Raw genomic sequence first — 22,129 nt, forward strand, 5'->3', positions numbered from 1 at the left:
TTAGATTGTGATTTCCACAACAAGAAGAAGCCTTCCGGGCAGGAAAGGCTTCTTCTTTTTTCCGTTTATTCTATTTCGAAAGACCTCAGTAGCAAGCGGCTAAGATCATTCAGCCTGGGCAATGACTTGAGATCAAAAAACTTCAGCCCGGCCTCGCTATTTACTCGTGATTCTACAAGCGAATCCTGAACAATTTGTGCCCTGAACATGGCAATCACAAAATATTCTTCATCCCCACTGGCATGCAAATGTCTCAGATTCGGACCGGAATGCAAACCTTCAAGTATCATATGATTGGTGGTCCACCCCGTCTCTTCCCACAGTTCCCTGTGCGCGGTGTCCTCAATGGCTTCTCCCGGGCGCATCTGTCCCGCAGGAATACGCCAATGTCCGTGTTCAGCATGCTGGATCAGCAATAATTCACCTTGTTCATTCTCGGCCCGAACCGCCGCCTTAACAACAATATGAGAGCGATTCGCGATATACTGGGCCAAATCTCGGGCTGGCGGATTCATGTCGTATCTCCTCCTGTTCGAAAATCGGTGCGACCGGTGATGAGCCATTCTATATACGCAGAGATATTACGTTAAATCTCGGTGTAGCGATATTCGATATCCTGTCCTTCTTCAACAACATCTACATGAAGTTGATGACCTTTCAGATACCAGTAATCATGATCTTCCATAAAAAATTGGATACCCGATACCTTCGTTTGATCAGCAGGATGTCTCGGTTCCTCCACGGCGATTCCGAGGGAGAAGCCAGGATGAAGACCTCCGCCGGAGCTATAACGGGCGAAGAATCGAATGCTGTCTCCTTCGTTCAAATTCAGTTCTTCCTTATACCAGCGAGCAGCGCGGTCAGATACATGTATGGTACTCATTTGGTGTCAGCTCCTTCTCTATATATATGTTCCATCATATCGCTACAATGGCCTGATTACAAACCTCAACCACCCCAAATACGCAAAAAAAGTTCATTTACTTGTCATAATTCCATCACATTGCGCTGCATCTTCTGTTTTGGAAAAACGTTTGACAGATTGTAAAACTCGGTGTTAAGATGCAAACATACGAGATCTACATGCAATTTATTACCAAAAAAGAAAGGGTGGTTACGGTGTTTAACAATGACGATCTACATCAATTCAGCATACAACTAAATACCGGAGCACCCATGAAATCGTTATTCCGTTCATAAGACCGCATCACAGAAGCCTCTACTCAGGTTTGCTGTTTTGTACTCTCACAATCGAACTTTATCTACGGTGGTGGCTCTGCTCTCGGAGCCATGCTGCCGTATGAATGATACCCAAGACATACCGCCTGCGTGCGGTATGTCTTTTTTTGTGGGCTCAAATGGCTGAACATGAACGGAACATGCATTTCACGAACTTGAAAGGAAGGGATACCACTTGTTCTCTGTACTTAAAAATCTGGCCTGGTTTTTCCGGCTGGAACGCAAACGATACCTCATTGGTGTCACCTTGCTTATTATGGTGGGCATCATTGAACTGCTGCCACCTCGTCTTCTGGGCAATGCCATTGACGAGATTGTACGCGGTTCCATCACCGGCGCCTCACTCACACGTTACATTTTACTTATTCTAGGATCGGTCATCATTATCTATTTGACAACGTACATATGGATGCACAAACTGTTTGGCGGTGCCAATCTGGTTGAACGCTTGCTGCGGTCACGCTTTATGGACCATTTGCTGCGAATGACCCCGCCCTTTTTTGAGAAAAACAGAACCGGCGATCTGATGGCGCGTGCCACAAATGATCTTCGTTCCATTGCTACCACAGCAGGCTTCGGCATGCTGACGTTAACCGACTCCACTGCTTTTCTGGCAACCGTATTATTCGCCATGGGTTTTCTGGTTAGCTGGAAACTGACCCTGGCCGCAATTCTGCCTCTGCCTTTTATCGCCATCGCCATGATGATCTATGGTAAAGCTGTCCATCAACGATACACACTGGCACAGGATGCATTCGGGGATATGAACGATCAGGTGCTTGAGTCTATTGCCGGCATTCGAGTTGTGCGTGCCTATGTTCAGGAACGTCTGGACGAGAAAAGGTTCGCTGATGTCACTGAAGATGTGTACCGCAAAAATCTGGCCGTTGCCAAGATGGATGCACTGTTCGAACCTACCATCCGGTTATGTGTCGGACTCAGTTATGTGATTGCACTTGCCTACGGCATTTATCTTGTTTTTCATAATGAAATTACCCTAGGGGATCTCGTATCGTTCAATATGTACCTGGGGATGATGATCTGGCCAATGTTTGCGATTGGCGAGTTGATTAACCTGATGCAGCGTGGTAGTGCCTCACTCGATCGTGTTAACGAGACGCTGTCTGTAGAACCTGCCGTGAAAGATGTTGAGCAGCCTGCTCATATTACTAATCCTGAAGAAATCGCCATGCAGGATGTTACCTTCCGTTATCCTAGTTCTACTGTAGACAATCTAAGTCATGTCAGCTTTTCACTTCGACGCGGGCAGACACTGGGGATCGTGGGACGTACAGGTAGCGGGAAATCCACCCTGCTCAAACAATTGCTTCATGAATACCCGGCCGGATCGGGTAAGTTAAGCATCTCCGGTCATCCGATTCAGGATATCGCCAAAGATGACCTGCACAGCTGGATTGGATATGTTCCACAGGAACAGGTGCTGTTCTCCAAATCAGTCCGTCAGAACATTCAATTCGGTAAGCCTGGTGCTGATGATAATGTAATTATGGAAGCGATTCGCACCGCAGCCTTTGACGGAGATCTGGGCACTTTATCCGATGGTCTGGACACACTCGTTGGTGAAAAAGGAATTGCGCTGTCCGGTGGACAGAAACAGCGTGTATCGCTGGCGCGTGCCTTTATCGCCGATCCAGACATTTTGATTTTGGATGATGCTTTATCCGCCGTCGATGCAAGAACCGAAGCTAAAATTATCGAAAATATACGCAACAAACGCTCGGGCAAAACTACGCTGATCTCGACTCACCGCCTGTCCGCTATTGAACACGCAGACCGAATCATCGTACTGGAGCACGGGAAAATAACGGAAGAAGGAACCCATCAGGAACTGCTTGCTATGAACGGCTGGTACCGTGAACAGTATGAACGGCAGCAGGTGGAGTCTAATTTGTCCACGTAGGAGGTTAACGCTTTGAAGTCTAATACAGGCAAACGGCTGCTTCAATATGCCCTAAAAGCCAAAGGCACGTTTATTGCCGCTTTAATTATGCTTACGATTGGAGTTGCCGCCGAGCTTGCCGGCCCTTTCATCGCCAAGTCCATGATCGACAATCATTTGCTTGCTATTGAGCAGCCTTTCTATGAGACTACTGCTTCTAGCGAAGCAGCGGTCTACAATGGAAAGAACTACAAACGTGAAGGCCGGTTTGAACCGGAAGAAACGAAAGGTACCGAAGTACGCGTACTGCAAGCCGGTAGAAGTTTTTATTTTGTAAATGAACCCGTTAGTGCCCCCGATGGGGATCGAACATACGCGGACGGAACACTGACGGTTACACGCGCAGGCGAAGTGACGGGTCAATATGCGGCGGTGCCTTTATCCGCTGGTGAACTATTTGCCTTTTACAAACCGGAAATGCCAAGCATCTATCAGCTGATTGTGTATTACATGATCTTCCTTGTCATCTCAGTCATTATGGAGTTTGGTAAAACATACTGGTTACAATCATCTGCCAACAAAGTCATTCAAAGACTCCGTAACGATGTGTATGCACACATCCAGCGATTGCCCGTACATTTTTTCGACAACCTGCCCGCAGGTAAAGTGGTCTCCCGGGTCACCAACGATACCGAAGCCGTCAAGGATCTGTTCGTTGCCGTTCTGTCGAACTTTTTCTCAGGCATCATTACGATTACTGGAGTGTACGTTGCGCTCTTCCTGCTGGATTTCCGCCTCGGATTGATCTCGCTGTTCGTTGTACCGATGCTGGTTCTGTGGATTGTGCTTTATCGTAAAATCGCAACTCGGTACAACACGATCATTCGTTCACGTCTGAGTGAAATTAATGCGATTATTAACGAGTCCATTCAGGGGATGTCCATTATCCGGGTATTCCGTCATCAGAAACAGACCAAGCAGGAATTCGAGGATCTGAATGATGATTATATGAAACACCAGAACAAAATGCTCAACCTGAACGCTTTCACCTCACACAACCTGGTTAACGTCCTGCGGAATATGGCTTTTGCCGTTGTCCTGTGGTACTTCGGCTCTAGTGTGCTGGACGGCACGAGTATCATCTCGCTGGGTGTACTGTATGCATTCGTTGACGTTCTCGGACGTTTGTTCCAGCCAATTACAGGTATGGTGAACCAACTCGCGAACCTGGACTCCTCTATGGTATCCGCCGGACGTGTATTTGAACTGATGGATGAGAAAGGTGAACCGGTAACCGATGGCTCGATGCCGAGGTACAAAGGAAATGTTGTGTTTGACGATGTATCTTTTGCCTATAAAAAAGATTATGTGCTAAACAACATCTCGTTCAAAGCCTCGCAAGGTCAAACGGTCGCCCTGGTGGGCCATACCGGTTCCGGTAAAAGCTCGATCATCAACCTGCTGTTCCGGTTCTATGATCCACAAAAGGGCAAGATCACGATTGACGGTCAGAACGTGAAGGATCTGCCTAAACAGTGGATTCGCGAACATATGGGCATTGTACTGCAAGATCCGTACCTATTCACGGGTACCGTGGCTTCCAATGTCAGTCTCGGAGATGAACAGATTACTCGTGCACAGATTGAACAGGCGCTGCGCGATGTAGGTGCTGAGCGAATTCTCGCCCATCTACCGCAAGGATTCGACGAGCCGGTTATCGAAAAAGGAAGCACATTATCTGCCGGACAACGGCAATTGATCTCCTTTGCTCGTGCACTGGCATTCGATCCAGCCATTCTGATTCTCGATGAAGCTACGGCGAATATTGATACCGAAACGGAAGCATTAATTCAAAACGCGCTCGAAGTCCTCAAAAAAGGACGGACCACTTTCATCATCGCCCACCGTCTGTCCACCATTCGTTCAGCAGACCAGATTCTGGTCCTGCATCGCGGACGGATCGTTGAACAAGGTGCACATGATGAATTGATGGAACTGAAAGGTCGCTATTATCAGATGTATCAGCTACAGCAAGGTGCCCAAGCAGCACCGAATACGAATGAAAACAACCCACTGGGCGAGTCCATTCGAACCACTTCCTCCTTTGCTGGAGGCGGCGTGTAAGTAAACCGGGAATAAATGCAGATATACTTCAACAAATAACCGATATGCCCGCGGACCTCTTGGTCTGTAGGCATATCGGTTTTATTTTGTCCATGACCCAAAATCCGAAAGAAGGTTGGTTGCTCTATCTACTTTTCTGGTCCCACTTCACTTTTCTCCGCTCTTATTTATTTTTTCTTGATCTTACCTTTTCTCAATTATCTCAGATTTGATCCATATAAACTTCCTACGTGTATTACTCCTTCTGATTTCCTCTTATTGACAATGGAAACATCTCTCTGTATTATACATACCAACGGTCGGTATCTAAAATATAAGGAGGTTATTATGGCCAGAAACAAGCACCCTGAACAGACGGTACAACAGATTCTGAACGTCGCTGCGCAGTTGTTCACAGATAAAGGATTTGAAAAAACGAGTATTCAGGACATCATTGTTACCCTCGGCATGTCCAAGGGTGCTGTGTACCATCACTTTAGATCCAAAGAGGAAATACTGGACGCGGTCATGGAACAACAGTTCAACTATTCCGCTCAGATGCTGGATCAATTAGTTACAAATACAACGACCACACCAGCACGAGAGAAGTTAATTCAGATTTTGGAGTATGTCGTTTCTGATCAACAGGCCCATTCCCTGGATCACGTACTTCGAACCCAGATCAAAAATCCAGTGTTCATTGTACGAGGGATTCAACAGGCTGTGCGGATTGATGCCCCGGTGATTGCAGCGATTTTGCGTGAAGGCATTACAGATGGATCTATTCAAACCGAAGATCCCGAAGCTTGTGCAGAAGTATTCATGATGCTGGTCAATATATGGATTAATCCAACACTGTTCGGCCGCAATTCAAGCGAAACAAAGCAACGTCTTTATTTTTTACAGCGGTTGATGAACATGCTTGGTGCCGATATTGTGAGTGAATCACTAATTGAACGTATTCTAGACCAACATGCTGCGATGGATGCTTATCCTATTCTGGATGAAGACGATGACAGAAATGAGGGATAACCATTTTGAAACCTAATCATATGATTTGCAAAGAATGGTTGTCTGAAGAACCCCTTCTGGCCCTTTCTCTGGAATGGATGCAAGGCGAAGTGCATATCAGCCAAGGTACAGAAGCGGTTATTCGTGTTACTCAATGGGGCTCGGCTCGTTTCCCAAGAACTAGATGTTTTGAAACTAACGTCAGCCAAGGTTTATTACATCTGATCGATGGACGAAAACAAGCTTTTCCGTTGGGCATTAACTTCCATCGCACATCGCTCCACATTATACTGCCGCCTGGTGTCTTGAAAAGGCTATCGATCAACGGAGTTGGTTCCCACTTTCTTGTAGATAACGTTTCTTCCGAACAATGGGATTGTGACTGTACATCCGGCAAGCTCACCTTAACTGGCCATGCCCAGCATATCCGTCTACGATCAGTGGGCAGTCGGGTTACAGCAACAGACCTCCATGCAGAACATATGCAACTGCAAGCCACTTCTTCACCTGTTCAGTTATCCGGTCAGTTCACCCATATTCAATCCAAAGTGACAGGCAGCCCACTCACCGTTCACTCCTCAACGATGCTTCAATCTCTGGATAGTCGCTCCACAGGTTGTAACGTTGAAGTGCGAATCCCAGCAGATAACGATGGATTTAAGTTAGACTTCAAACAGGCCGGAGGCCGATTCAACAGTGATTTCCCGCTTCAATCCAATCATAATCAACATACGTATCGTAACGGTACTTATCCATTCCAAGCAGAGGTCAGAGGTGGGAAGCTCTCCATAGGGAGCTTTTCTTAACATTCCATATAGAGGAGGTAAACATATGAGCATTGGCTGGATCGTTGGCAGCAGCTTGGCTACCGTGGTATTACTTGCGGGGATCATCAGTTTGTTCATCGGTATACGCAAAAGCAATCATCGGCGCTGGCCTTGGTGGTTCATCGGTTTCGGGGTAGCCGCACTGGTTAGTGCAGCGATTAATTATCCCGGAACTTAGAAACGCCTCATCACCATGTGCAAAAAAGACAATCGCGCAGACCAGTCACTTTCCGTGCTGCTGCGGATTGTCTATCCATCTATCCATCTATCCATCTATCCATTCTTTGACCGTATATCCCATATATAATATCGTTTCTCTTGCCAGAAAAGGAAATTGGCTTCGCCAGGTCTGGTAAGCCGTCGTTCGTGTTGGGGACGGAACAGCATCCATGCCGAGTCCACTAGCGAGCTTCATCGCCCGTTTCATGTGCAGCGGGTCACTTACAATGGTGTAGGTGTGAAACCCCGCCTGTTTCCCAACGCTAAGCGAGTTCACCAGATTCTCCTCCGTAATTCTTGACTCTGTTTCCATTTGAATATCTGCAGGATCTACACCATGTGCAACAGCATAATCTCGTCCTACTTCGGCTTCGGCTCGTTCTCCTGCACTGCCAGAACCACCAGTAAAGAGCAGATGGCTGATCGTCCCCTGGCGATATAATAAAATGGCATGCTCAATACGTTCGCGAAATACGGGTGAAGGGTTATCCCCTTCTACGGCTGCACCGAGGATTATAGCCACATCACTTTGTCTGGATGATTCCTCATCGGTGTAGGTCCAGATGAGCGAGGCGGTAGTTAACGTCCATATACCCCCAAGCAACACGAGCAATGTAATGGATATTACAAGCCAGCGTCTGCTTTTTATTTTTCGTATCCGGGACTTGCCTTCCATCACAATGATTCATCCTCTTCCAGTGCCCGGGCGTGCATGCTCTCTGCATGCATACGTTCGAGTGTCTGCAACGCCGCCGCGGATTCAGCATCCAATCCCAGCTCTGCAATCCAGGCACCTGTGTACTGCTGAAGACTAATCTCCAGTTCCTGTGCACGGTCTTTGAAATCTTCCAGCTCCTTGATCATGCGTGATCGTCCTTCAGGACTGAATGTCTCATGAATTCGTTCCTTGAAATAGTGATGTACAATGCTATTACGCTGCTTCCATAGTTCATTCAACTGACGAGTCTCTTCCTCCGAAAAAGTAAAATGATGACGCACCTCATGAATGAGTTGCCCGAGTGAACTGCTCATCTTCCGTTCGTACAGATCTTCCAGATCTTCTTCGGAAACAACTTTGCCCTGGGACATTTTCATTAATAAAATCAGATTGACCAGTTGCTGTTCAAGCGCCTGTCCATAATATACAGCCAATCCGTAATATGCAAACAATTCCCTGGAGTGTTCGCTGTCCAGCATGTCACCCTGCTGCATGTCTGAATTTTGCATAAGCGAGCGCCCCCTTTATCTCCGTACAATACATTCCATTCTAACGTCCCTCTATGGTAACGAAACATGGACCAACATTCAAGTTAAGCAGGATAATAGCCTCTAACTCCGTATATCCCTTCTTCCCGATAACCATACATGAATGATAAGTAAAACTATGGCATAGAGTACAGCCCACACTGTCGTCAAAACCACAGCCCCCAACTCCGATTCTTCAAATAACATCATCTCACGAACCAGATAAAAGGCCGGAGGCAGAATCTTGACAACCCACTGTATGGATTCAGGCAAATGTCCGCTTAATGAACCTTGAACAAACGATAATAACATCACCACAATGAAAGGCGGCATGCTGCGGCTCAGCATGGGAATGTATGATTTTTGGAAGAACACACTGAGCCCCAGACCCAGGATCGACAACGCCAAATGTCCGGCCCAAGCCATGATCCACTCCCCAGTACTCGGTATCCTTCCAAACATGCCCGTAACAACCGGATATAACACGGTAATTGCAGTCAGGCCGAACTGCATGATCAACGCACAAATTAATTGTGCGAAGACAACCTTGCGTTTGCTTCCTGCATGCAGAACAAGCAATTGATACTGCCCCGCAGGTTCCGTATTCATTACCGTCAAGCCCAGCCAGGCCGCACCAAAAAAGAGCAGCATGGCCGTAACGCTATAACTGTCCGCAACCGGATTAGGTTTGTAGGAATAGATAAGCAGCATCGTAATGATATAAAAGATCACTGGCGCAACATATTTCTGTGAACGTATGTAATGTTTTAACAAATAACGAGTCAAGTAGATCATTGGAGGTCGCCTCCTGCCGTAGATATGGAGGAAAGGTTCTCAGCAACTTCCCTGCTTATAGCCTCACCTGGGTGCCGCCCCTCCATCAACCCTTCCATATTTAATCGGCTCTCTTCCGGCTGTACAGACACAATCGAACCGCCAGCTGCCAGAATCAATCCAAGAATCCGATCTGCCGAACTGCGTGACACCTTCCAATCCCATACTTCTCGACCATGATCCCGACGAACCATGCTGCGATGGCATGCAATGATTCCCGGTTGATCAACAAGCAGCGCATCGATAACGGGTTGTTCCAGCCCTTCCATCACACTTTGAATACTTACAGTGAGTTCAGCAGCTTGCTGCAAATCTTCCTGGCTCCAGCGACGCAGCACCGTTCCCTTCTGTAACACGATGACCTGATCCGCGAGACGTTCAATTAGCAATGGCTCATGGCAAGCTGTAACAATCTGGCTTCCTTCCTGTTTCCACTGTCTGAGCAAAGCTACAATTGCTTCCTGTGCCGGAACGTCCAGACCGGACAATGGTTCATCAAGCAGCAATAACCCATCAGGTCCAGGCAGCAAAGCCTGAATCAAATTCACCTTCTGCAAAGTACCTTTGGATAACTGAGGCAGGTTCTGATCCAGCGCCGCGCCCACGAATAACAGCTCACTTAATTCGCCTATCCGTTGACGCAATACCTCAGGTCGCATGCCACGAATACGTCCCATTTCCCACAGGTACTCTCTTGATGTGAAGGGCAGGCGTGACAGTCCATCCAGTGCATACATAATCCGCCCATGCCTGGACTTGCACAGCGAGCCTGAGTCAGGCAGTAACATACCCGCCAGCACACGCAGCAATGTGCTTTTGCCTGAGCCATTCCTGCCTACCAGGACGATGCACTCCCCCTGACCTACTTCCAGATTGATATCATTCAATACCTTCACATCCCCAAGTCGTTTGCTCACCTGTTGTAGCGATATGATTCGTCCGTTTGAGCCTGCTGCTGTTTTTCCTGCTTTATCGAAGAATCTACTTGTCCTCCATCCCATAGAATCACATCCGTTCAGGAGCCTGAACGCCCAGTAAATATAGGCTGTAGGCAATACGCTCCGCCGTACGCTCTGTTAACGCCACCCGGAAGGGTTTGACGTCAGCCGGCGCATCCGCAATCCGCTCCGCATGGTAAAAGCGGTTGAACGCTTGGGCAACATCTATCGCATACTTGGCAATGACCGAAGGCTCGTTACGATGAATTGCTTTTTCCAGATACTGCGGATAATCCGCCAGCAGTTTCAGCAATACCCATGAAGTGTCGCCGACCATGACCGACTTGTTATCTGAGTTTGCCCCAGCATTGTTACTACTACTGCTACGAACATTCTCTAATTGATTTTCTTTTTCCACGCTTTCTGCCTCTACCGCCTTCGCAAGCACACTGTTAATCCGAGCATGTGTGTATTGCACATAAGGTCCTGTCTCCCCTTCAAAACTCACCGCATCTTCGAGCGAGAAATCGACATCGTTCAACCGGTTATTGCGCAGATCTCCGAATACAATCGCACCTACACCAACCGCTTCCGCAACCTCTTGCGAATTCGGCAGATCCGGATTTTTCTCCTGAATTATCTGTAATGCCCGAGCGACCGCCTCGTCCAGTACCTCCTGCAAAAAGACAACTTTCCCCCGGCGGGTAGACATCTTCCGTCCTTCGAAACGCATCAAGCCAAACGGAATATGTTCACAAATCTCAGACCACGCATACCCCATCCGGGATAATACCGCAAATACCTGACGGAAATGAAGCTTCTGCTCCCCCCCGACTACATACAGCATTTTATCCGCCTTCATCACATCATGACGATAAACGGCTGTTGCCAGATCCCGTGTTGGGTAGATTGTTGTTCCATCGGTTTTAATAATCAGGCAAGGTGGCATATTCTCCTCCTCCAAACGTACCACCAATGCGCCTTCGCTCTCTTCGAGCAATCCTTTGGCTTTCAGTTCTTCAACTATTGCACCCATCTTGTCGTTATAAAAGCTCTCACCCAGCGTATGGTCAAACTGTACATTCAGACGCTCATACATCCGGTTGAATTCTTTCATGCTCACTTCTACAAAAAAGGTCCACAACCGCTGTGCCTCTTCATCCCCTTGCTCCAGCTTGCGGAACCAATTTCGTGCCTCGATCTCCAGAGATGGATCGCTCTCCGCCTCATCGTGAAAACGCACATACAGCTCCAAAGATGTACGAATCGGCTCAGCCTGTAGCGCTTCATCATTACCCCAACGTTTGTAGGCTGCAATCTGTTTACCGAATTGCGTTCCCCAATCCCCCAGATGATTCACACTGACCGAAGTATAGCCTGCCTCATTATATAAACGATACAATGCTGCCCCAATTACAGTGGAGCGCAGATGACCAATTCCGAATGGCTTGGCAATGTTAGGCGATGACATGTCGATCACCACACGTGCACCTGCCCCCAGCTGCAGCTTGCCAAATGTTTTAAGTCCCAGTTCATGCAGCAGCTTCGGCGCCAAATCTTCCCGATTGAAGCGTATATTCACATAAGGTCCTGCTGCTGAAGCATCCAGCCCAACGGTCTGTAATTCAGCAGCGATATCCATGGCGATAACCGCGGGTGCTTTTTTCAACGACTTGGCCAGAATAAAGCAGGGAAACGCTGCATCCCCCATCTCCGCCTGTGGTGGAACCTCCAGTAATCTCAACACCTCGTCTTGCTTCAATCCCGTTAACGGAGCAAGTTGTGCTGCTGCCTGATTCATCAACATCTCGAACACTCCTAGTCATTATCGAATTTAGACATGCTATAGAAAACAAAAAAAGCCCTCGTCTCTATATCAGAGACGAGAGCTGATCTTCACAGTTCCCGCGGTACCACTCTAGGTGAGCAGGTTGTAAATGTACATCTATAGTACGTTCACTGCCCGCTCCGCTCGGTGCGATTAACGGCCGCCTACCGGATTGCCCTCTAGTCCATGCTCTGCACCCTCTCAAGGATGTAAACATGCCTTCGGACAACCATCTCACGGGTGCGCTTCACTCAGGTCATGTCATACCGGCTTCCACCTGCCCCGGCTCGCTGTCATGCATGGATTCTGGCTACTCTCCCGATCACGGATATTCATCGTTTCAATTCATTGCCATCATTATACAGATCAAGCTCTGCTTTGGCAACCTGTTACATGCATTTCCCAATGGAGGGCCTGCTTGCGATAGAGGTTCTCGCCATCTGGTTGAGAAAGACGTTACTATACTGTATCGATAAAAAATCCCCTCCAGCAGAAAACGTTGAAGTACATCTTATCGGATGTCTTATTACGTTCTCTTTTGTGAGGGGATTAGCCAAGCATCTTTGCAGATTGCCCAGGCTTTTTATTTTTCAATTCAATTTAATTCAATGGAGTTATATTTACGCTACTGCGGCCATCATGCGGCAAGCCTCTGCACATTTGCGGCAAGCTTCTGCGCAAGCCTGGCAGTGATCATGTTGATGTTTGCCACACTCAGCAGCACAAGCTTCACATGCTTTCACACACAGTGCGCAAATTTCGGCGATGAAATCACTTCCGCGTGTCATGGCTTGAGCAGCAAAACTGCAGATTTCTGCACATTCCCGATCCAAACGAATGCAATCACGCAGCATTGCCAGATCATATTCTTTCAAGCTCGATATGTAACATACGTTGCAAGCATTCATACACTCCAGGCAAGCATCGATACATTGTTGATATTGTTGTTGTGTCATTTAAAGTTACCTCCCAGACTAAGTTTGCTATGCTTCTTAATACCCCGTCTGGAGGAACCTTGAATCATTAAACCTGATTTGCTGCCTCTAATTCCAGCAATTGGTTGCGAATAACCGACTGATCGAAATGTTCACCTATAAACACAGCTACGTTAGGCACATCCCCCTGAGGCGTAATCTTCATATAATCCGATTCCCGGTAAGCATATTGGAACCAAAACCGGCTGGACGTATCGCTAAAGGATAAAATCCCTTTTGCCCGATACACATCGCGTGGTAACTCAGCTATCAAACGCTCGAAGGCCTCACTGTTCACCGGCTGGGTGAAATAGTGTGTATATACCATGACATGCTCATGCGAAGCATGGGGATGATTATGTCTATGGTTGTGATCATGAGGATGTTCATGGTCATTTCTCTGAGAATGTTGATGTTCTTCGTGATCATGATCCACATGCTCATGATGTTCATGTCCATGATCATGGCTGCATCCATGCTCTGCACAAGCCTCGGAATGCACGTGATGTTGCTTCTCCGCGTGTTTACTCGTTTCCTCAACAGATTGATAGGCATGCACATTGTCTCCACTACGAAGCAGCACATCCATATCGACTTCACACTTCACCGTAGGCAGTACCGGAGCGAAACCGTTCCAGCGTGCCAACAGATCCTGCAGATCTGCAAGTTGCTGCTGATTCACCCGGTCCGTTTTGTTCAGGAGAAGTACAGACGCACAGCGAATCTGCTCCTGCATCAGCTTGAAGGTTTGTCCCTTCTGCTCCTGGTACAGCCCTGACAGATGCGCGGCATCTACTACAGTAATCAGGCTTCTCAATTCCAGTCGCATATAGAGGGATGTTTCCGTTACTGCATCCAGAATCTCCATCGGGTTTGCTGCTCCCGTTGCTTCGATGATAATGACATCAGGCGATTCCTCCTGCACAAGATCAGCAAGCTGCAGCCCCAAGTCACCGCGTACGGTACAGCAAATGCATCCTCCTAACATTTCCGTCATGGGCACGGATGCATCCACAATCTGACCATCCAGATTGACTTCACCCAATTCATTCATGACCACGGCGGGCCGGAGACCTTGTTGCTGCCAATGTTCAATCAGTTGAACAAGCAGTGTCGTTTTACCACTGCCCAAGAAGCCTGACAATATATATACAGGTATGGATGATTCATTTGTTTTTAATTCACTCATCGTTGTTCACCTCTCTATTTGTCCAATGGAACTGATCTATCTCTATCCTAGCGAGTGTACACTATCCTGCAATCTTTGCGCAATCCTGGCCTTCTATTTGCAAGTCCATTGCCTCATTCTACTGAATGGTCTATGCTATGAGAACATGTTGATTGGAGGAGGATGTATTATGACCAATTCAGTAGAACAACATCGTCAGGAAGCCCCTGACACGGTATCATGTATGATTGTAACCGTATCAGATACCCGCACGAAGGACACTGATACAAGCGGACAACTTATGCATAAGCTGCTGACCGATTCAGGCTACCAGATCGTCGAATATATCATTACACCGGATGAAACTGAAACCATTCGAAGCATCCTGCAGGATGCAGCCGTTCGTGACGATATCGAAGCGGTGCTGCTCAGCGGAGGGACCGGAATTGCACCCCGAGATACAACATACGAGGCAGTGTCTTCACTACTCGATAAGGAGCTGCCTGGGTTTGGAGAAATCTTCCGCTTCCTCAGCTATACCGAGGATATCGGTTCTGCTGCCATTCTAAGCCGAGCGGTAGCCGGAACGATTGGGCGTACAGCCGTATTCTCCATGCCAGGTTCCAAGGGAGCTGTCAAACTGGCAATGGAAAAACTTATTTTGCCTGAGCTGAGGCATGTCATGCGTGAAATATATAAACCCGTCTGAATAATCAGACGGGTTTATCGGATTTATTTTAGTGGAGTCGATTACTTCAGTTGCTCAAGCACATGCTGAAATACTTGCATAACGTCTTCTTCATAATCGTCCTTTTCTCCACCTGAAGCCGTATAGACCAGTGATACGTAGTCTTTGCTGCGAATCGTTGTTTTGCCAAGTACATTTTCCATCACAGCCTCATTGCCATCATTACCGTACATTTCGTTCATCCGGGCTACTCTTGTAGGGGCATCACTGAAAATGTGGACCTTTACAATATGTCTGCCACTTCCATTCAGCAAGTACATATAAGATATGCCGTCCTCACCATCATCCGCAGACATATTATTCATCAACTTTATGCCTTTTGCAGCAAAAGCTTCATCCAGCTCCTGAATTAATGGACCATTTAACCCGTGACCTTGACTCTTTGCCCGAACAATTCCTTCATCCGTCGCTTGTCGGGTATATATTTTTCGTTCCTGCTCAACATTCGATGCTGAACACGCTACTACCGATATTGTACATAGCACCACGACCATACTGACCAGCACAGACTTTACACGTCCAGATCTATAATGCAATCCTTTTCCGTTAACACGCATACTCATCCTTCCTTTCCCGCCACATGCACGGTGACGCTCTCAGGTAGAGTTAGCATGTCTAGGAGAAAAGAATCTTATTCGGCAGGCGTAACCGACATCGTATTAACTACAGTACGACCTACAGCACCGCCCTTGAGGATCGTTTCCAGTGTCTGAGGCAGTTGTGCCCATGAGATCTCCTGAATCCCCAGCTCCAGTGCCCGATCAGGCTTCCATTCTCCGCCAAGTAGTTTCCATATCCGTTCCCGCCGTCCCATCGGGCAATAGACAGAATCAATCCCAATCAATTGAATCCCCCGCAAAATAAACGGAAATACGGTAGACTCGAACGCAGCCCCTCCGGTTAAGCCTGACACGGCAACAGCCCCTCCGTATTGAATCTGTTTCAGACGCTCGGCCAGTGCCGGACCTGCTGCAGGATCAATTATACCTGACCAGAGCTGTTTGTCCATTGCTCCTTTGGCTGGCGCGTCCGCTTCTTCGCGTGAAATGACATGTGAGGCACCCAGATTCCGAAGCAGCTGCTCTTGTTGATCTTTTTTGCCTGTACTTGCTGTCACTTCAAATCCCAACTTCGACAAGATAGCCACCGCCATACTGCCTACTCCTCCGGTAGCTCCCGTCACCAGAATATTGCCCATCTCCGGAGTCACTCCAGCCCGCAACAAAGCATCTACCGAAAGTGCTGCCGTGAACCCTGCCGTTCCAATCGCCATCGCTTCCTTCTCACTCAGTCCATGCGGCAGGGGAACAAGCCATTCGCTGCGCAGACGCGCATATTGACAATACCCTCCAAAATGAGACACGCCTGGCTCGAAGCCTGTGCTGATCACCCGATCCCCCGGTGCAAATCGGCCACTCACGGATTCCTCTACAATCCCTGCGAGATCAATTCCCGGTACGATCGGATATTCACGAACCACACCGCCCTTTTCTGTTGTGGCGAGTCCATCTTTAAAATTGACGCTTGAGTATTGAACCTGTAGGGTTACGTCACCATTAGGCAAGTCTTCTTTCGTCAACTGCTCCATAGCAGCCTTCACGCCGCCCTGTTCTTCTTTACGCACGACATAGGCTGGAAAAGTATTCTTCATTCGTTACCCTCTCCTTAATTAAGATTTACATATTTTTCTATTCATATCATGAATTGTTCGCCTTCCAGTTAAACAAGTATAAGGGCGGCCTCCGTCAAACTCAATCTCTCCGGGCCGTCATTAAATAAATGAGAGGGCCTATCAATGGGATTAACCCTGCAACGGCCCACCCACAAGAACGACGATTGAGAGAAGCATCCCTGAACAATGCGATCACGGAAAGCAAAGTCAGGATGACGAAATCAATCGTCATAATATGTACAAAGGAAGACTCTCTGAACGCTTCCATATATACATCAGGATTACCTTGAGTCACTGCATAGAAGCCTGTTCCCAGTGTAAGCAGCAAAAGAACCATATGGGTCAGCTTATGAGCTGCCACACGTCCGATACCTGATTCACGCTGCCTGGCAAAAGACAGTTGTTCGTACCCCGAACCTCTGTGTGTTTGCGAGGACCACGCAAAATAAGGCAGCAGCGCAAAGGCTCCCAATCCAAAAGACAGCAATACAAAGGGCCAAGCATGTACACGAGATCCTCTCGCTTTCCCTGACCTCCTTAACAGCAGGCAAGCAAAAATGGCCGGGAAAATCCCAAGCCACGAAAATACGGTTAGTAGCCAGGGTTCCTTGCTTTGCAGTGTAACCAGCTCTTTAAACACAGGGTCACTCCCAAGAGGCTGCCCAGGTGCCCAAATCCAGGCATACGCAATGAAGGCCAGCCAGGTCAGTGCCAAAATCCATCTCATGGTTGCGTTGCACCTCCTCTTTCATTCATCCCCGGCTAATGTGCAATTGAAACAGCCACTGAAACGGATCCTGTCGAAAGGCAGGCTCGGAAAGATGCAGCATTTGACGTCTCCTGCGCTTTCCCGAGAAATAATTGGTTTATTTCCCTTATGAACCTGTGTCCTTTGAAGGTACAGTATACCTTAGTTCATGGACTGTGCGTCCATGATATTTCACACACAGTCATTCGTCATGTGGGACAATTAGCAGTAAAAAGGAAACCAAAAAGGCATAACCCGGCCTACTTGCTTCCGGTTATGCCCCTTTATTTGATTTATTCTTCGGTGGATTGCACGTGTTCAGCAATGAGCTTCTGCTTCATATTCCAGGCCGCAGGACTGATATTTACGCGGTAAATCTCAGGATTGAGTTTACGCAGATATTCCGGCCAGAAGAGATCCATCTGCTCACGGTGATAACTGCGAATCTCATCCAGAGTAGGCAATTCATACACTTTGCGCCCATTCACAAAGATCGGTTCCAGCATGTTCACTGCTTCGTAGCGGGTTACCGTCTTTTTCAGATAAGGGTGTAGCGGGTTGAACAGCTTGAGCGGCCCTCCCTGTAGCGGCTGCTCTTCTCCTGGATAGCAGATATAATCTGCAATCGCCTTGCCATGTTTCGGATCAATGATCCGGAAGACTTCTTTTTTACCTGGTGTGGAGACTTTTTCGGGATTCGCTGAAATTTTGATCGTAGGCAGCATGGCACCATCCACTTCGCGCTCCACCAATTTGTACACGCCACCCAAAGAAGGCTGGTCGGAAGCGGTAATTAGCTGTGTACCTACCCCCCATGTATCGATGCGAGCTCCTTGCGCCTTAAGGTTGAAAATCGTATTTTCATCCAAGTCGTTGGAAGCTACAATCTTCACGTAATCCAATCCGGCGTCGTCCAGCATCTGCCGAGCTTGAATGGATAGATACGCAAGGTCCCCGCTATCCAGACGAATGGCGTTCATCTTTTTGCCTTGGCTCTCCAGCTTCTTGGCGGTCTTGATTGCATGAGGAACACCACTGTTCAATGTATCAAAGGTATCCACCAGTAGTGTCACTTGATCTGGCAGCACCTTGGCATAGACGTCAAACGCCTCCTGCTCACTCATAAAACTCTGCACCCAAGAATGGGCATGTGTCCCTGCTGTCGGAATTCCAAAGCGTTCTCCAGCCAGCATATTAGACGTTGCATGGAATCCTGCCACATAAGAGGCACGCGCCCCCCAAATGGCCGCATCCGCTTCCTGTGCACGCCGTGTTCCGAATTCGAGCAGAGTGTCCTGACTTGCCACCTGTTTGATCCGGGAAGCCTTGGTTGCAATTAACGTCTGATAATTCATGAAGTTAAGTATCGCCGTCTCCACCAGTTGTGTCTCCATAATGGAGCCTTCTACCCGAATGAGCGGTTCATCAGGGAAAACAAGCGCGCCTTCCTTCATGGAATGAATCGTCCCCTGAAATGAAAACTGGAGCAACTCTTCCAGAAAGACCGGATCGTAATTTTCCTCTTGTTTGGATAAATATTTGATGTCCTCCATCGTAAAACGAAGCTGGCTGATATAATTCACAATACGTTCCAATCCGGCAAAAACGGCATATCCATTGCCAAAAGGAAGCTTGCGGAAATAGGCTTCAAACACCGCTTTCCGTTTGTGAGTTCCATTCACCCAATGGGCGTACATCATATTGATTTGATATTTATCCGTATGTAAAGCCAGGCTAGTCGTCTGCATTTGTCTCATCCTCTCTGACTTCCGCTTGTGCCGGCAGGCTCTGCCTGCTTACACGGGTCAACATGTGGAGACTTATTGCACATGATTCATGATTATGGTTACGTACCATTGCATAAGTCTCCGGTTTATTCCTATTCACCATATTCCCCTGTAACATAACACTTGTTCAACCAACAGAATATGATGGATATAATCACAGGTTCGTTTATAGGTTCAAGCTTGCGAGAACGGTATCGCTCGCTTTGACCACCTGAGCCCCAAGGCTTGCACGAAAATGTCCAAGCGCCCAATCATGTCCTGCTTGATTGAAGCTCGCCACGGCGTCTTCATATACCGTTATGTGAAAACCTTTATTATAAGCATCCACTGCTGTGTGCAGTACGCAAATATCTGTACATACACCGATCAGTGCAATGTCTGTTATTCCACGTTCACGCAGCCTCAGTTCCAGATCTGTACCGCAGAATGCGCTGTATCTTGTTTTATCCATCCAGCGAATCTGGGATTCCCGTTCTTCCATAACCTGAGCCAAACGACCGTAAAGTTGTCTTCCCTCCGTACCCCTGATGTTATGGGGCGGAAAAAGAGCCGTTTCCGGATGGTAAGGATCATTCTCTTCATGTAAGTCCACAGCCATAACAACCTCATGTTTGTTATTGCAATAAGCCTGGGTTATGGCTGCAATCGTCTCCTCAATCTCCACAGCAGGCTGGCCAACAGGCAACGAACCTGTCACAAAATCACGTGTAAAATCGATTACAATCAGTGCTTTCATCGTCCACACTCCCTTTTTGAGAATAGGTTGATCCTGATTCAATCCATCATGATTCGCTTGCGAATTAAGTATAGATGGAAAGACGAGGTACAAGCTCGGTAAAACGGTATAGCTGCGCTGGACGCTGTGAGTATTGATTGGAGCTTAGCAGGTTGCCCTCTTCATCCCGAACCTCTTCCACAATGCCTTTGCGGCTGCGAGTTGAAGTGATCTTCCGAATGAAATTCGGTTCTTCAAAGTCAGGTACAACACTCTGAATCACTTGGTATAACTCGCTTAGTGTAAAATCCCGAGGCAGGAACTGTCGTGCAATCGTCGTTTCCAGCATTTGCTGTTGAATACGGCGGTACGCATCTTCTATAATCGTCCGGTGATCAAAGGCAAGCTCGAGTTCTTGCAAAGCTTCCTGAATCGTAAATAATCCAACATCCTCAGCATCATCTGCCGCCTGACGGTGCTCCAGCATCCATTCCTCTACCAGCGCAAAAAACGCATGTGAGATAATCCATCCTCTGGGGTCACGCCCAGGCTGACTATATACATTCAAATACTCCAGATGTCCGCCGTCCACACCTGTCTCTTCCATCAACTCGCGCTTTGCAGCACCATAGATGGATTCATTTTCCTGACAAAATCCACCTGGCAACGCCCATCTTCCCGCAAAAGGCCATCCTTTTCGTTTGATCAGCATGACCTTCAACTCCCGGATGGGAAGTGTCTTGGTTACCGTCTTACGCTCCCGCTTGGTCAAGGTGAACATGACGATATCCGCGGGAACTCCATCGGGTGTACGATATTTCTTGGAACTATAGGCACGTGCTGCCTGTTCATCGCTTTCAGCATTGAATTGTTCGTAGTTTTCGCTCATGGGCACCACCGACTATTCTCATTTTGATATTTTCATTATGACATAATAATATCTTTTGTCAACCTTGGGATTCCGTGTTTTGCGCTTTTACTCGCGCTATACGGAATGTAGCTGTTGCCATACACCCCAACGTGCCAGATGCATCCCGGACCTCGGATTGCGCCGTCACACTGCGCCCCGCTTGATGCAGGATCGTTGATGTCACGATTAATTCCCCTTGTTTCATGGGTGCCAAGAAATGAACATTCAGATTGGTGGTCACACAACTGTCTACTGCCATTGCGGCTGTAGCTACCATGCCCATCGCCTGATCCATCAGAGACGTCAGCACTCCACCATGAATAATCCCCATAGAGTTAGTGTGGTGTTCACCCGCTGTCAGCGCGATCTGTACTTCTTCTCCGTCACCTTTAATAAACTGACAACCGAGGAAGCCCCAAAATCTTCCGTTTCCTTCTGCAACCATTTTGTCCAAAATACCCATATTGATTTCCCCTTTAGTGCACTTTAAGTATAAAGCCCATGATGTATGTTGTTGATGATTTTACCAGCATTGATTCTTTTCGTAGTTGATCTAAAGTGCTTGGTTATTATATTAAGCCTGCTCTTACGGAACAGGTCTTATCCAGTGAAGTTGTCTTGATCAAGCCCACCACACAAAATAACCCCACCACGTGGAGTCTGAGATGATCAAAAAAGGCGCGGACTGCGTCCGCACCCTTCCGTTCACTTACCCGCAGCTAGTCGGAGGTGAATCCGTACCTGCCTCCACATTCACTTTCTCGGAGACGGTATCCCGGATTACAGAAATAACAAGCTGCAGCAAATAATTGATATCGCTTTGACTTTGCTGGAATTCTGTAACGAGTGGAATGCCGTCCAACTCTGCCTGCAGATCTTCAATTTCCTGTTCAATTTTGCTGACCATGTCTGCATTTTTGAAGCTTTCAAAAGCAACAATTTCCTTTTGTTTCTTCTTAATCGTTGCAATCAATTGCTGGATGCGTTCATGATCACGAATTTTGGACTCAGCCTGTTGGAACTGTTTAACTTCTTCGCTCGTTCCAAGCATATCAGCCAATTCTTTGGCTTTTCCCATAATGTCGTCGCGTATGACCAGATTGCGCGTATCGTAGGTAGGCATTCCATAATGGTTGTACTGCACTTCTTCCTGCGCCACTCGAAATCGCTCCATTCTATGAGATGATATAAGATGAACTACTCAATGTTGCACTAAGCTTAGTGACTGCTCGAGTGACCGCTACGGTTACGGATCGTTCTTTC

At 47.6% G+C, this 22,129-nt stretch carries 23 protein-coding genes; 6 read left to right on the forward strand and 17 right to left on the reverse strand.

Features of this window, described 5'->3' with window-relative positions:
• Positions 1-65 precede the first annotated feature (65 nt).
• Complete coding sequence (locus tag CS562_RS01690; protein WP_076289565.1) at positions 66-515, reverse strand: NUDIX domain-containing protein; 450 nt, start codon at positions 513-515, stop codon at positions 66-68.
• A gap of 71 nt (positions 516-586) precedes the next feature.
• Positions 587-883 (reverse strand): HesB/YadR/YfhF family protein, encoded by a 297-nt coding sequence (locus tag CS562_RS01695; protein WP_024630313.1) that lies wholly within the window; start codon positions 881-883, stop codon positions 587-589.
• A gap of 531 nt (positions 884-1,414) precedes the next feature.
• On the opposite strand from CS562_RS01695, the gene CS562_RS01700 reads away from it, so the two are divergent.
• From CS562_RS01700 to CS562_RS32785, 5 genes are all read left to right on the forward strand, one after another.
• Positions 1,415-3,160 (forward strand): ABC transporter ATP-binding protein, encoded by a 1,746-nt coding sequence (locus CS562_RS01700; protein WP_076289564.1) that lies wholly within the window; start codon positions 1,415-1,417, stop codon positions 3,158-3,160.
• 12 nt (positions 3,161-3,172) lie between these two features.
• A complete protein-coding gene (locus CS562_RS01705; RefSeq protein WP_099853208.1) occupies positions 3,173-5,263 on the forward strand; it encodes an ABC transporter ATP-binding protein in 2,091 nt (696 codons plus the stop codon).
• 327 nt (positions 5,264-5,590) lie between these two features.
• Entirely contained in the window at positions 5,591-6,274 is a 684-nt protein-coding gene (locus CS562_RS01710) for a TetR/AcrR family transcriptional regulator (protein WP_099853210.1), read from the forward strand.
• A gap of 5 nt (positions 6,275-6,279) precedes the next feature.
• Positions 6,280-7,059 carry a DUF4097 family beta strand repeat-containing protein gene (locus CS562_RS01715; protein ID WP_099853214.1) on the forward strand — a complete coding sequence of 260 codons (780 nt, stop codon included), beginning with the start codon at positions 6,280-6,282 and terminating at the stop codon, positions 7,057-7,059.
• A 25-nt stretch (positions 7,060-7,084) separates the two neighbouring features.
• Complete coding sequence (locus tag CS562_RS32785) at positions 7,085-7,258, forward strand: hypothetical protein (RefSeq protein WP_167434745.1); 174 nt, start codon at positions 7,085-7,087, stop codon at positions 7,256-7,258.
• Positions 7,259-7,345: 87 nt separating this feature from the next.
• Here the strand turns inward: CS562_RS32785 and CS562_RS01720 are convergent, their stop codons facing one another.
• The 7 genes from CS562_RS01720 to CS562_RS01750 all read right to left on the reverse strand — a co-directional run bounded on the left by CS562_RS01720 (position 7,346) and on the right by CS562_RS01750 (position 14,307).
• Entirely contained in the window at positions 7,346-7,975 is a 630-nt protein-coding gene (locus CS562_RS01720) for a YdcF family protein (protein ID WP_076289560.1), read from the reverse strand.
• The gene (locus CS562_RS01725) at positions 7,975-8,526 is read right to left on the reverse strand and encodes a hypothetical protein (protein ID WP_076289559.1); all 552 of its coding nucleotides are present in this window, start codon (positions 8,524-8,526) and stop codon (positions 7,975-7,977) included. The genes CS562_RS01720 and CS562_RS01725 overlap by 1 nt, the downstream gene beginning before the upstream one ends.
• A 102-nt stretch (positions 8,527-8,628) precedes the next feature.
• Positions 8,629-9,339: a hypothetical protein gene (locus CS562_RS01730; protein WP_099853217.1), complete on the reverse strand. Its 711-nt coding sequence runs from the start codon at positions 9,337-9,339 to the stop codon at positions 8,629-8,631.
• Complete coding sequence (locus CS562_RS01735; protein ID WP_099853219.1) at positions 9,336-10,379, reverse strand: ATP-binding cassette domain-containing protein; 1,044 nt, start codon at positions 10,377-10,379, stop codon at positions 9,336-9,338. Before CS562_RS01735 ends, CS562_RS01730 begins: the two co-directional genes overlap by 4 nt.
• A gap of 4 nt (positions 10,380-10,383) precedes the next feature.
• Positions 10,384-12,123: an arginine--tRNA ligase gene (argS, locus tag CS562_RS01740; protein WP_099853222.1), complete on the reverse strand. Its 1,740-nt coding sequence runs from the start codon at positions 12,121-12,123 to the stop codon at positions 10,384-10,386.
• Between the two features lie 641 nt (positions 12,124-12,764).
• Positions 12,765-13,100, reverse strand: coding sequence for a four-helix bundle copper-binding protein (locus tag CS562_RS01745; RefSeq protein ID WP_076289555.1), 336 nt, complete (start codon positions 13,098-13,100; stop codon positions 12,765-12,767).
• A gap of 67 nt (positions 13,101-13,167) precedes the next feature.
• Positions 13,168-14,307 carry a CobW family GTP-binding protein gene (locus tag CS562_RS01750; protein ID WP_099853224.1) on the reverse strand — a complete coding sequence of 380 codons (1,140 nt, stop codon included), beginning with the start codon at positions 14,305-14,307 and terminating at the stop codon, positions 13,168-13,170.
• 166 nt (positions 14,308-14,473) lie between these two features.
• Between CS562_RS01750 and CS562_RS01755 the strand changes: the two genes are divergently transcribed.
• A complete protein-coding gene (locus CS562_RS01755; RefSeq protein WP_099853702.1) occupies positions 14,474-14,995 on the forward strand; it encodes a MogA/MoaB family molybdenum cofactor biosynthesis protein in 522 nt (173 codons plus the stop codon).
• Between the two features lie 41 nt (positions 14,996-15,036).
• On the opposite strand, the gene CS562_RS01760 is transcribed toward CS562_RS01755, so the two are convergent.
• The 8 genes from CS562_RS01760 to CS562_RS01795 form a co-directional block, all read right to left on the reverse strand.
• Positions 15,037-15,591, reverse strand: coding sequence for a hypothetical protein (locus CS562_RS01760; RefSeq protein WP_076289553.1), 555 nt, complete (start codon positions 15,589-15,591; stop codon positions 15,037-15,039).
• 74 nt (positions 15,592-15,665) lie between these two features.
• On the reverse strand, positions 15,666-16,685 hold the full coding sequence (locus CS562_RS01765; protein WP_099853227.1) for an oxidoreductase: 1,020 nt from the start codon (positions 16,683-16,685) through the stop codon (positions 15,666-15,668).
• A 100-nt stretch (positions 16,686-16,785) separates the two neighbouring features.
• Positions 16,786-17,433 carry a hypothetical protein gene (locus CS562_RS01770; protein WP_099853229.1) on the reverse strand — a complete coding sequence of 216 codons (648 nt, stop codon included), beginning with the start codon at positions 17,431-17,433 and terminating at the stop codon, positions 16,786-16,788.
• A gap of 314 nt (positions 17,434-17,747) precedes the next feature.
• Positions 17,748-19,202: a nicotinate phosphoribosyltransferase gene (locus CS562_RS01775; RefSeq protein ID WP_063566350.1), complete on the reverse strand. Its 1,455-nt coding sequence runs from the start codon at positions 19,200-19,202 to the stop codon at positions 17,748-17,750.
• A gap of 205 nt (positions 19,203-19,407) precedes the next feature.
• Positions 19,408-19,977 (reverse strand): cysteine hydrolase family protein, encoded by a 570-nt coding sequence (locus CS562_RS01780; RefSeq protein WP_099853233.1) that lies wholly within the window; start codon positions 19,975-19,977, stop codon positions 19,408-19,410.
• Between the two features lie 64 nt (positions 19,978-20,041).
• Positions 20,042-20,845, reverse strand: a complete 804-nt coding sequence (locus tag CS562_RS01785) for an NUDIX hydrolase (RefSeq protein ID WP_062326181.1) — start codon at positions 20,843-20,845, stop codon at positions 20,042-20,044.
• A 58-nt stretch (positions 20,846-20,903) separates the two neighbouring features.
• Positions 20,904-21,329 (reverse strand): PaaI family thioesterase, encoded by a 426-nt coding sequence (locus tag CS562_RS01790; RefSeq protein ID WP_076289549.1) that lies wholly within the window; start codon positions 21,327-21,329, stop codon positions 20,904-20,906.
• A 246-nt stretch (positions 21,330-21,575) separates the two neighbouring features.
• Positions 21,576-21,989, reverse strand: coding sequence for a YlbF/YmcA family competence regulator (locus CS562_RS01795; protein WP_373561674.1), 414 nt, complete (start codon positions 21,987-21,989; stop codon positions 21,576-21,578).
• Positions 21,990-22,129: the final 140 nt, after the last annotated feature.

This window comes from Paenibacillus sp. LK1, from assembly GCF_002750415.1.
GTDB lineage: Bacteria > Bacillota > Bacilli > Paenibacillales > Paenibacillaceae > Paenibacillus > Paenibacillus taichungensis.

What these genes read in the sequence shown, in the direction of transcription:
- CS562_RS01790 (WP_076289549.1), bottom strand. Translation starts at nt 21,329, where the DNA reads ATGGGTATTTTGGACAAAATGGTTGCAGAAGGAAACGGAAGATTTTGG.
- CS562_RS01780 (WP_099853233.1), bottom strand. Translation starts at nt 19,977, where the DNA reads ATGAAAGCACTGATTGTAATCGATTTTACACGTGATTTTGTGACAGGT.
- CS562_RS01695 (WP_024630313.1), bottom strand. Translation starts at nt 883, where the DNA reads ATGAGTACCATACATGTATCTGACCGCGCTGCTCGCTGGTATAAGGAA.
- CS562_RS01765 (WP_099853227.1), bottom strand. Translation starts at nt 16,685, where the DNA reads ATGAAGAATACTTTTCCAGCCTATGTCGTGCGTAAAGAAGAACAGGGC.
- CS562_RS01775 (WP_063566350.1), bottom strand. Translation starts at nt 19,202, where the DNA reads ATGCAGACGACTAGCCTGGCTTTACATACGGATAAATATCAAATCAAT.
- CS562_RS01750 (WP_099853224.1), bottom strand. Translation starts at nt 14,307, where the DNA reads ATGAGTGAATTAAAAACAAATGAATCATCCATACCTGTATATATATTG.
- argS (WP_099853222.1), bottom strand. Translation starts at nt 12,123, where the DNA reads ATGTTGATGAATCAGGCAGCAGCACAACTTGCTCCGTTAACGGGATTG.
- CS562_RS01720 (WP_076289560.1), bottom strand. Translation starts at nt 7,975, where the DNA reads ATGGAAGGCAAGTCCCGGATACGAAAAATAAAAAGCAGACGCTGGCTT.
- CS562_RS01745 (WP_076289555.1), bottom strand. Translation starts at nt 13,100, where the DNA reads ATGACACAACAACAATATCAACAATGTATCGATGCTTGCCTGGAGTGT.
- CS562_RS01710 (WP_099853210.1), top strand. Translation starts at nt 5,591, where the DNA reads ATGGCCAGAAACAAGCACCCTGAACAGACGGTACAACAGATTCTGAAC.
- CS562_RS01760 (WP_076289553.1), bottom strand. Translation starts at nt 15,591, where the DNA reads ATGCGTGTTAACGGAAAAGGATTGCATTATAGATCTGGACGTGTAAAG.
- CS562_RS01730 (WP_099853217.1), bottom strand. Translation starts at nt 9,339, where the DNA reads ATGATCTACTTGACTCGTTATTTGTTAAAACATTACATACGTTCACAG.
- CS562_RS01735 (WP_099853219.1), bottom strand. Translation starts at nt 10,379, where the DNA reads ATGGGATGGAGGACAAGTAGATTCTTCGATAAAGCAGGAAAAACAGCA.
- CS562_RS01770 (WP_099853229.1), bottom strand. Translation starts at nt 17,433, where the DNA reads ATGAGATGGATTTTGGCACTGACCTGGCTGGCCTTCATTGCGTATGCC.
- CS562_RS01725 (WP_076289559.1), bottom strand. Translation starts at nt 8,526, where the DNA reads ATGCAAAATTCAGACATGCAGCAGGGTGACATGCTGGACAGCGAACAC.
- CS562_RS01690 (WP_076289565.1), bottom strand. Translation starts at nt 515, where the DNA reads ATGAATCCGCCAGCCCGAGATTTGGCCCAGTATATCGCGAATCGCTCT.
- CS562_RS01795 (WP_373561674.1), bottom strand. Translation starts at nt 21,989, where the DNA reads ATGCCTACCTACGATACGCGCAATCTGGTCATACGCGACGACATTATG.
- CS562_RS32785 (WP_167434745.1), top strand. Translation starts at nt 7,085, where the DNA reads ATGAGCATTGGCTGGATCGTTGGCAGCAGCTTGGCTACCGTGGTATTA.
- CS562_RS01785 (WP_062326181.1), bottom strand. Translation starts at nt 20,845, where the DNA reads ATGAGCGAAAACTACGAACAATTCAATGCTGAAAGCGATGAACAGGCA.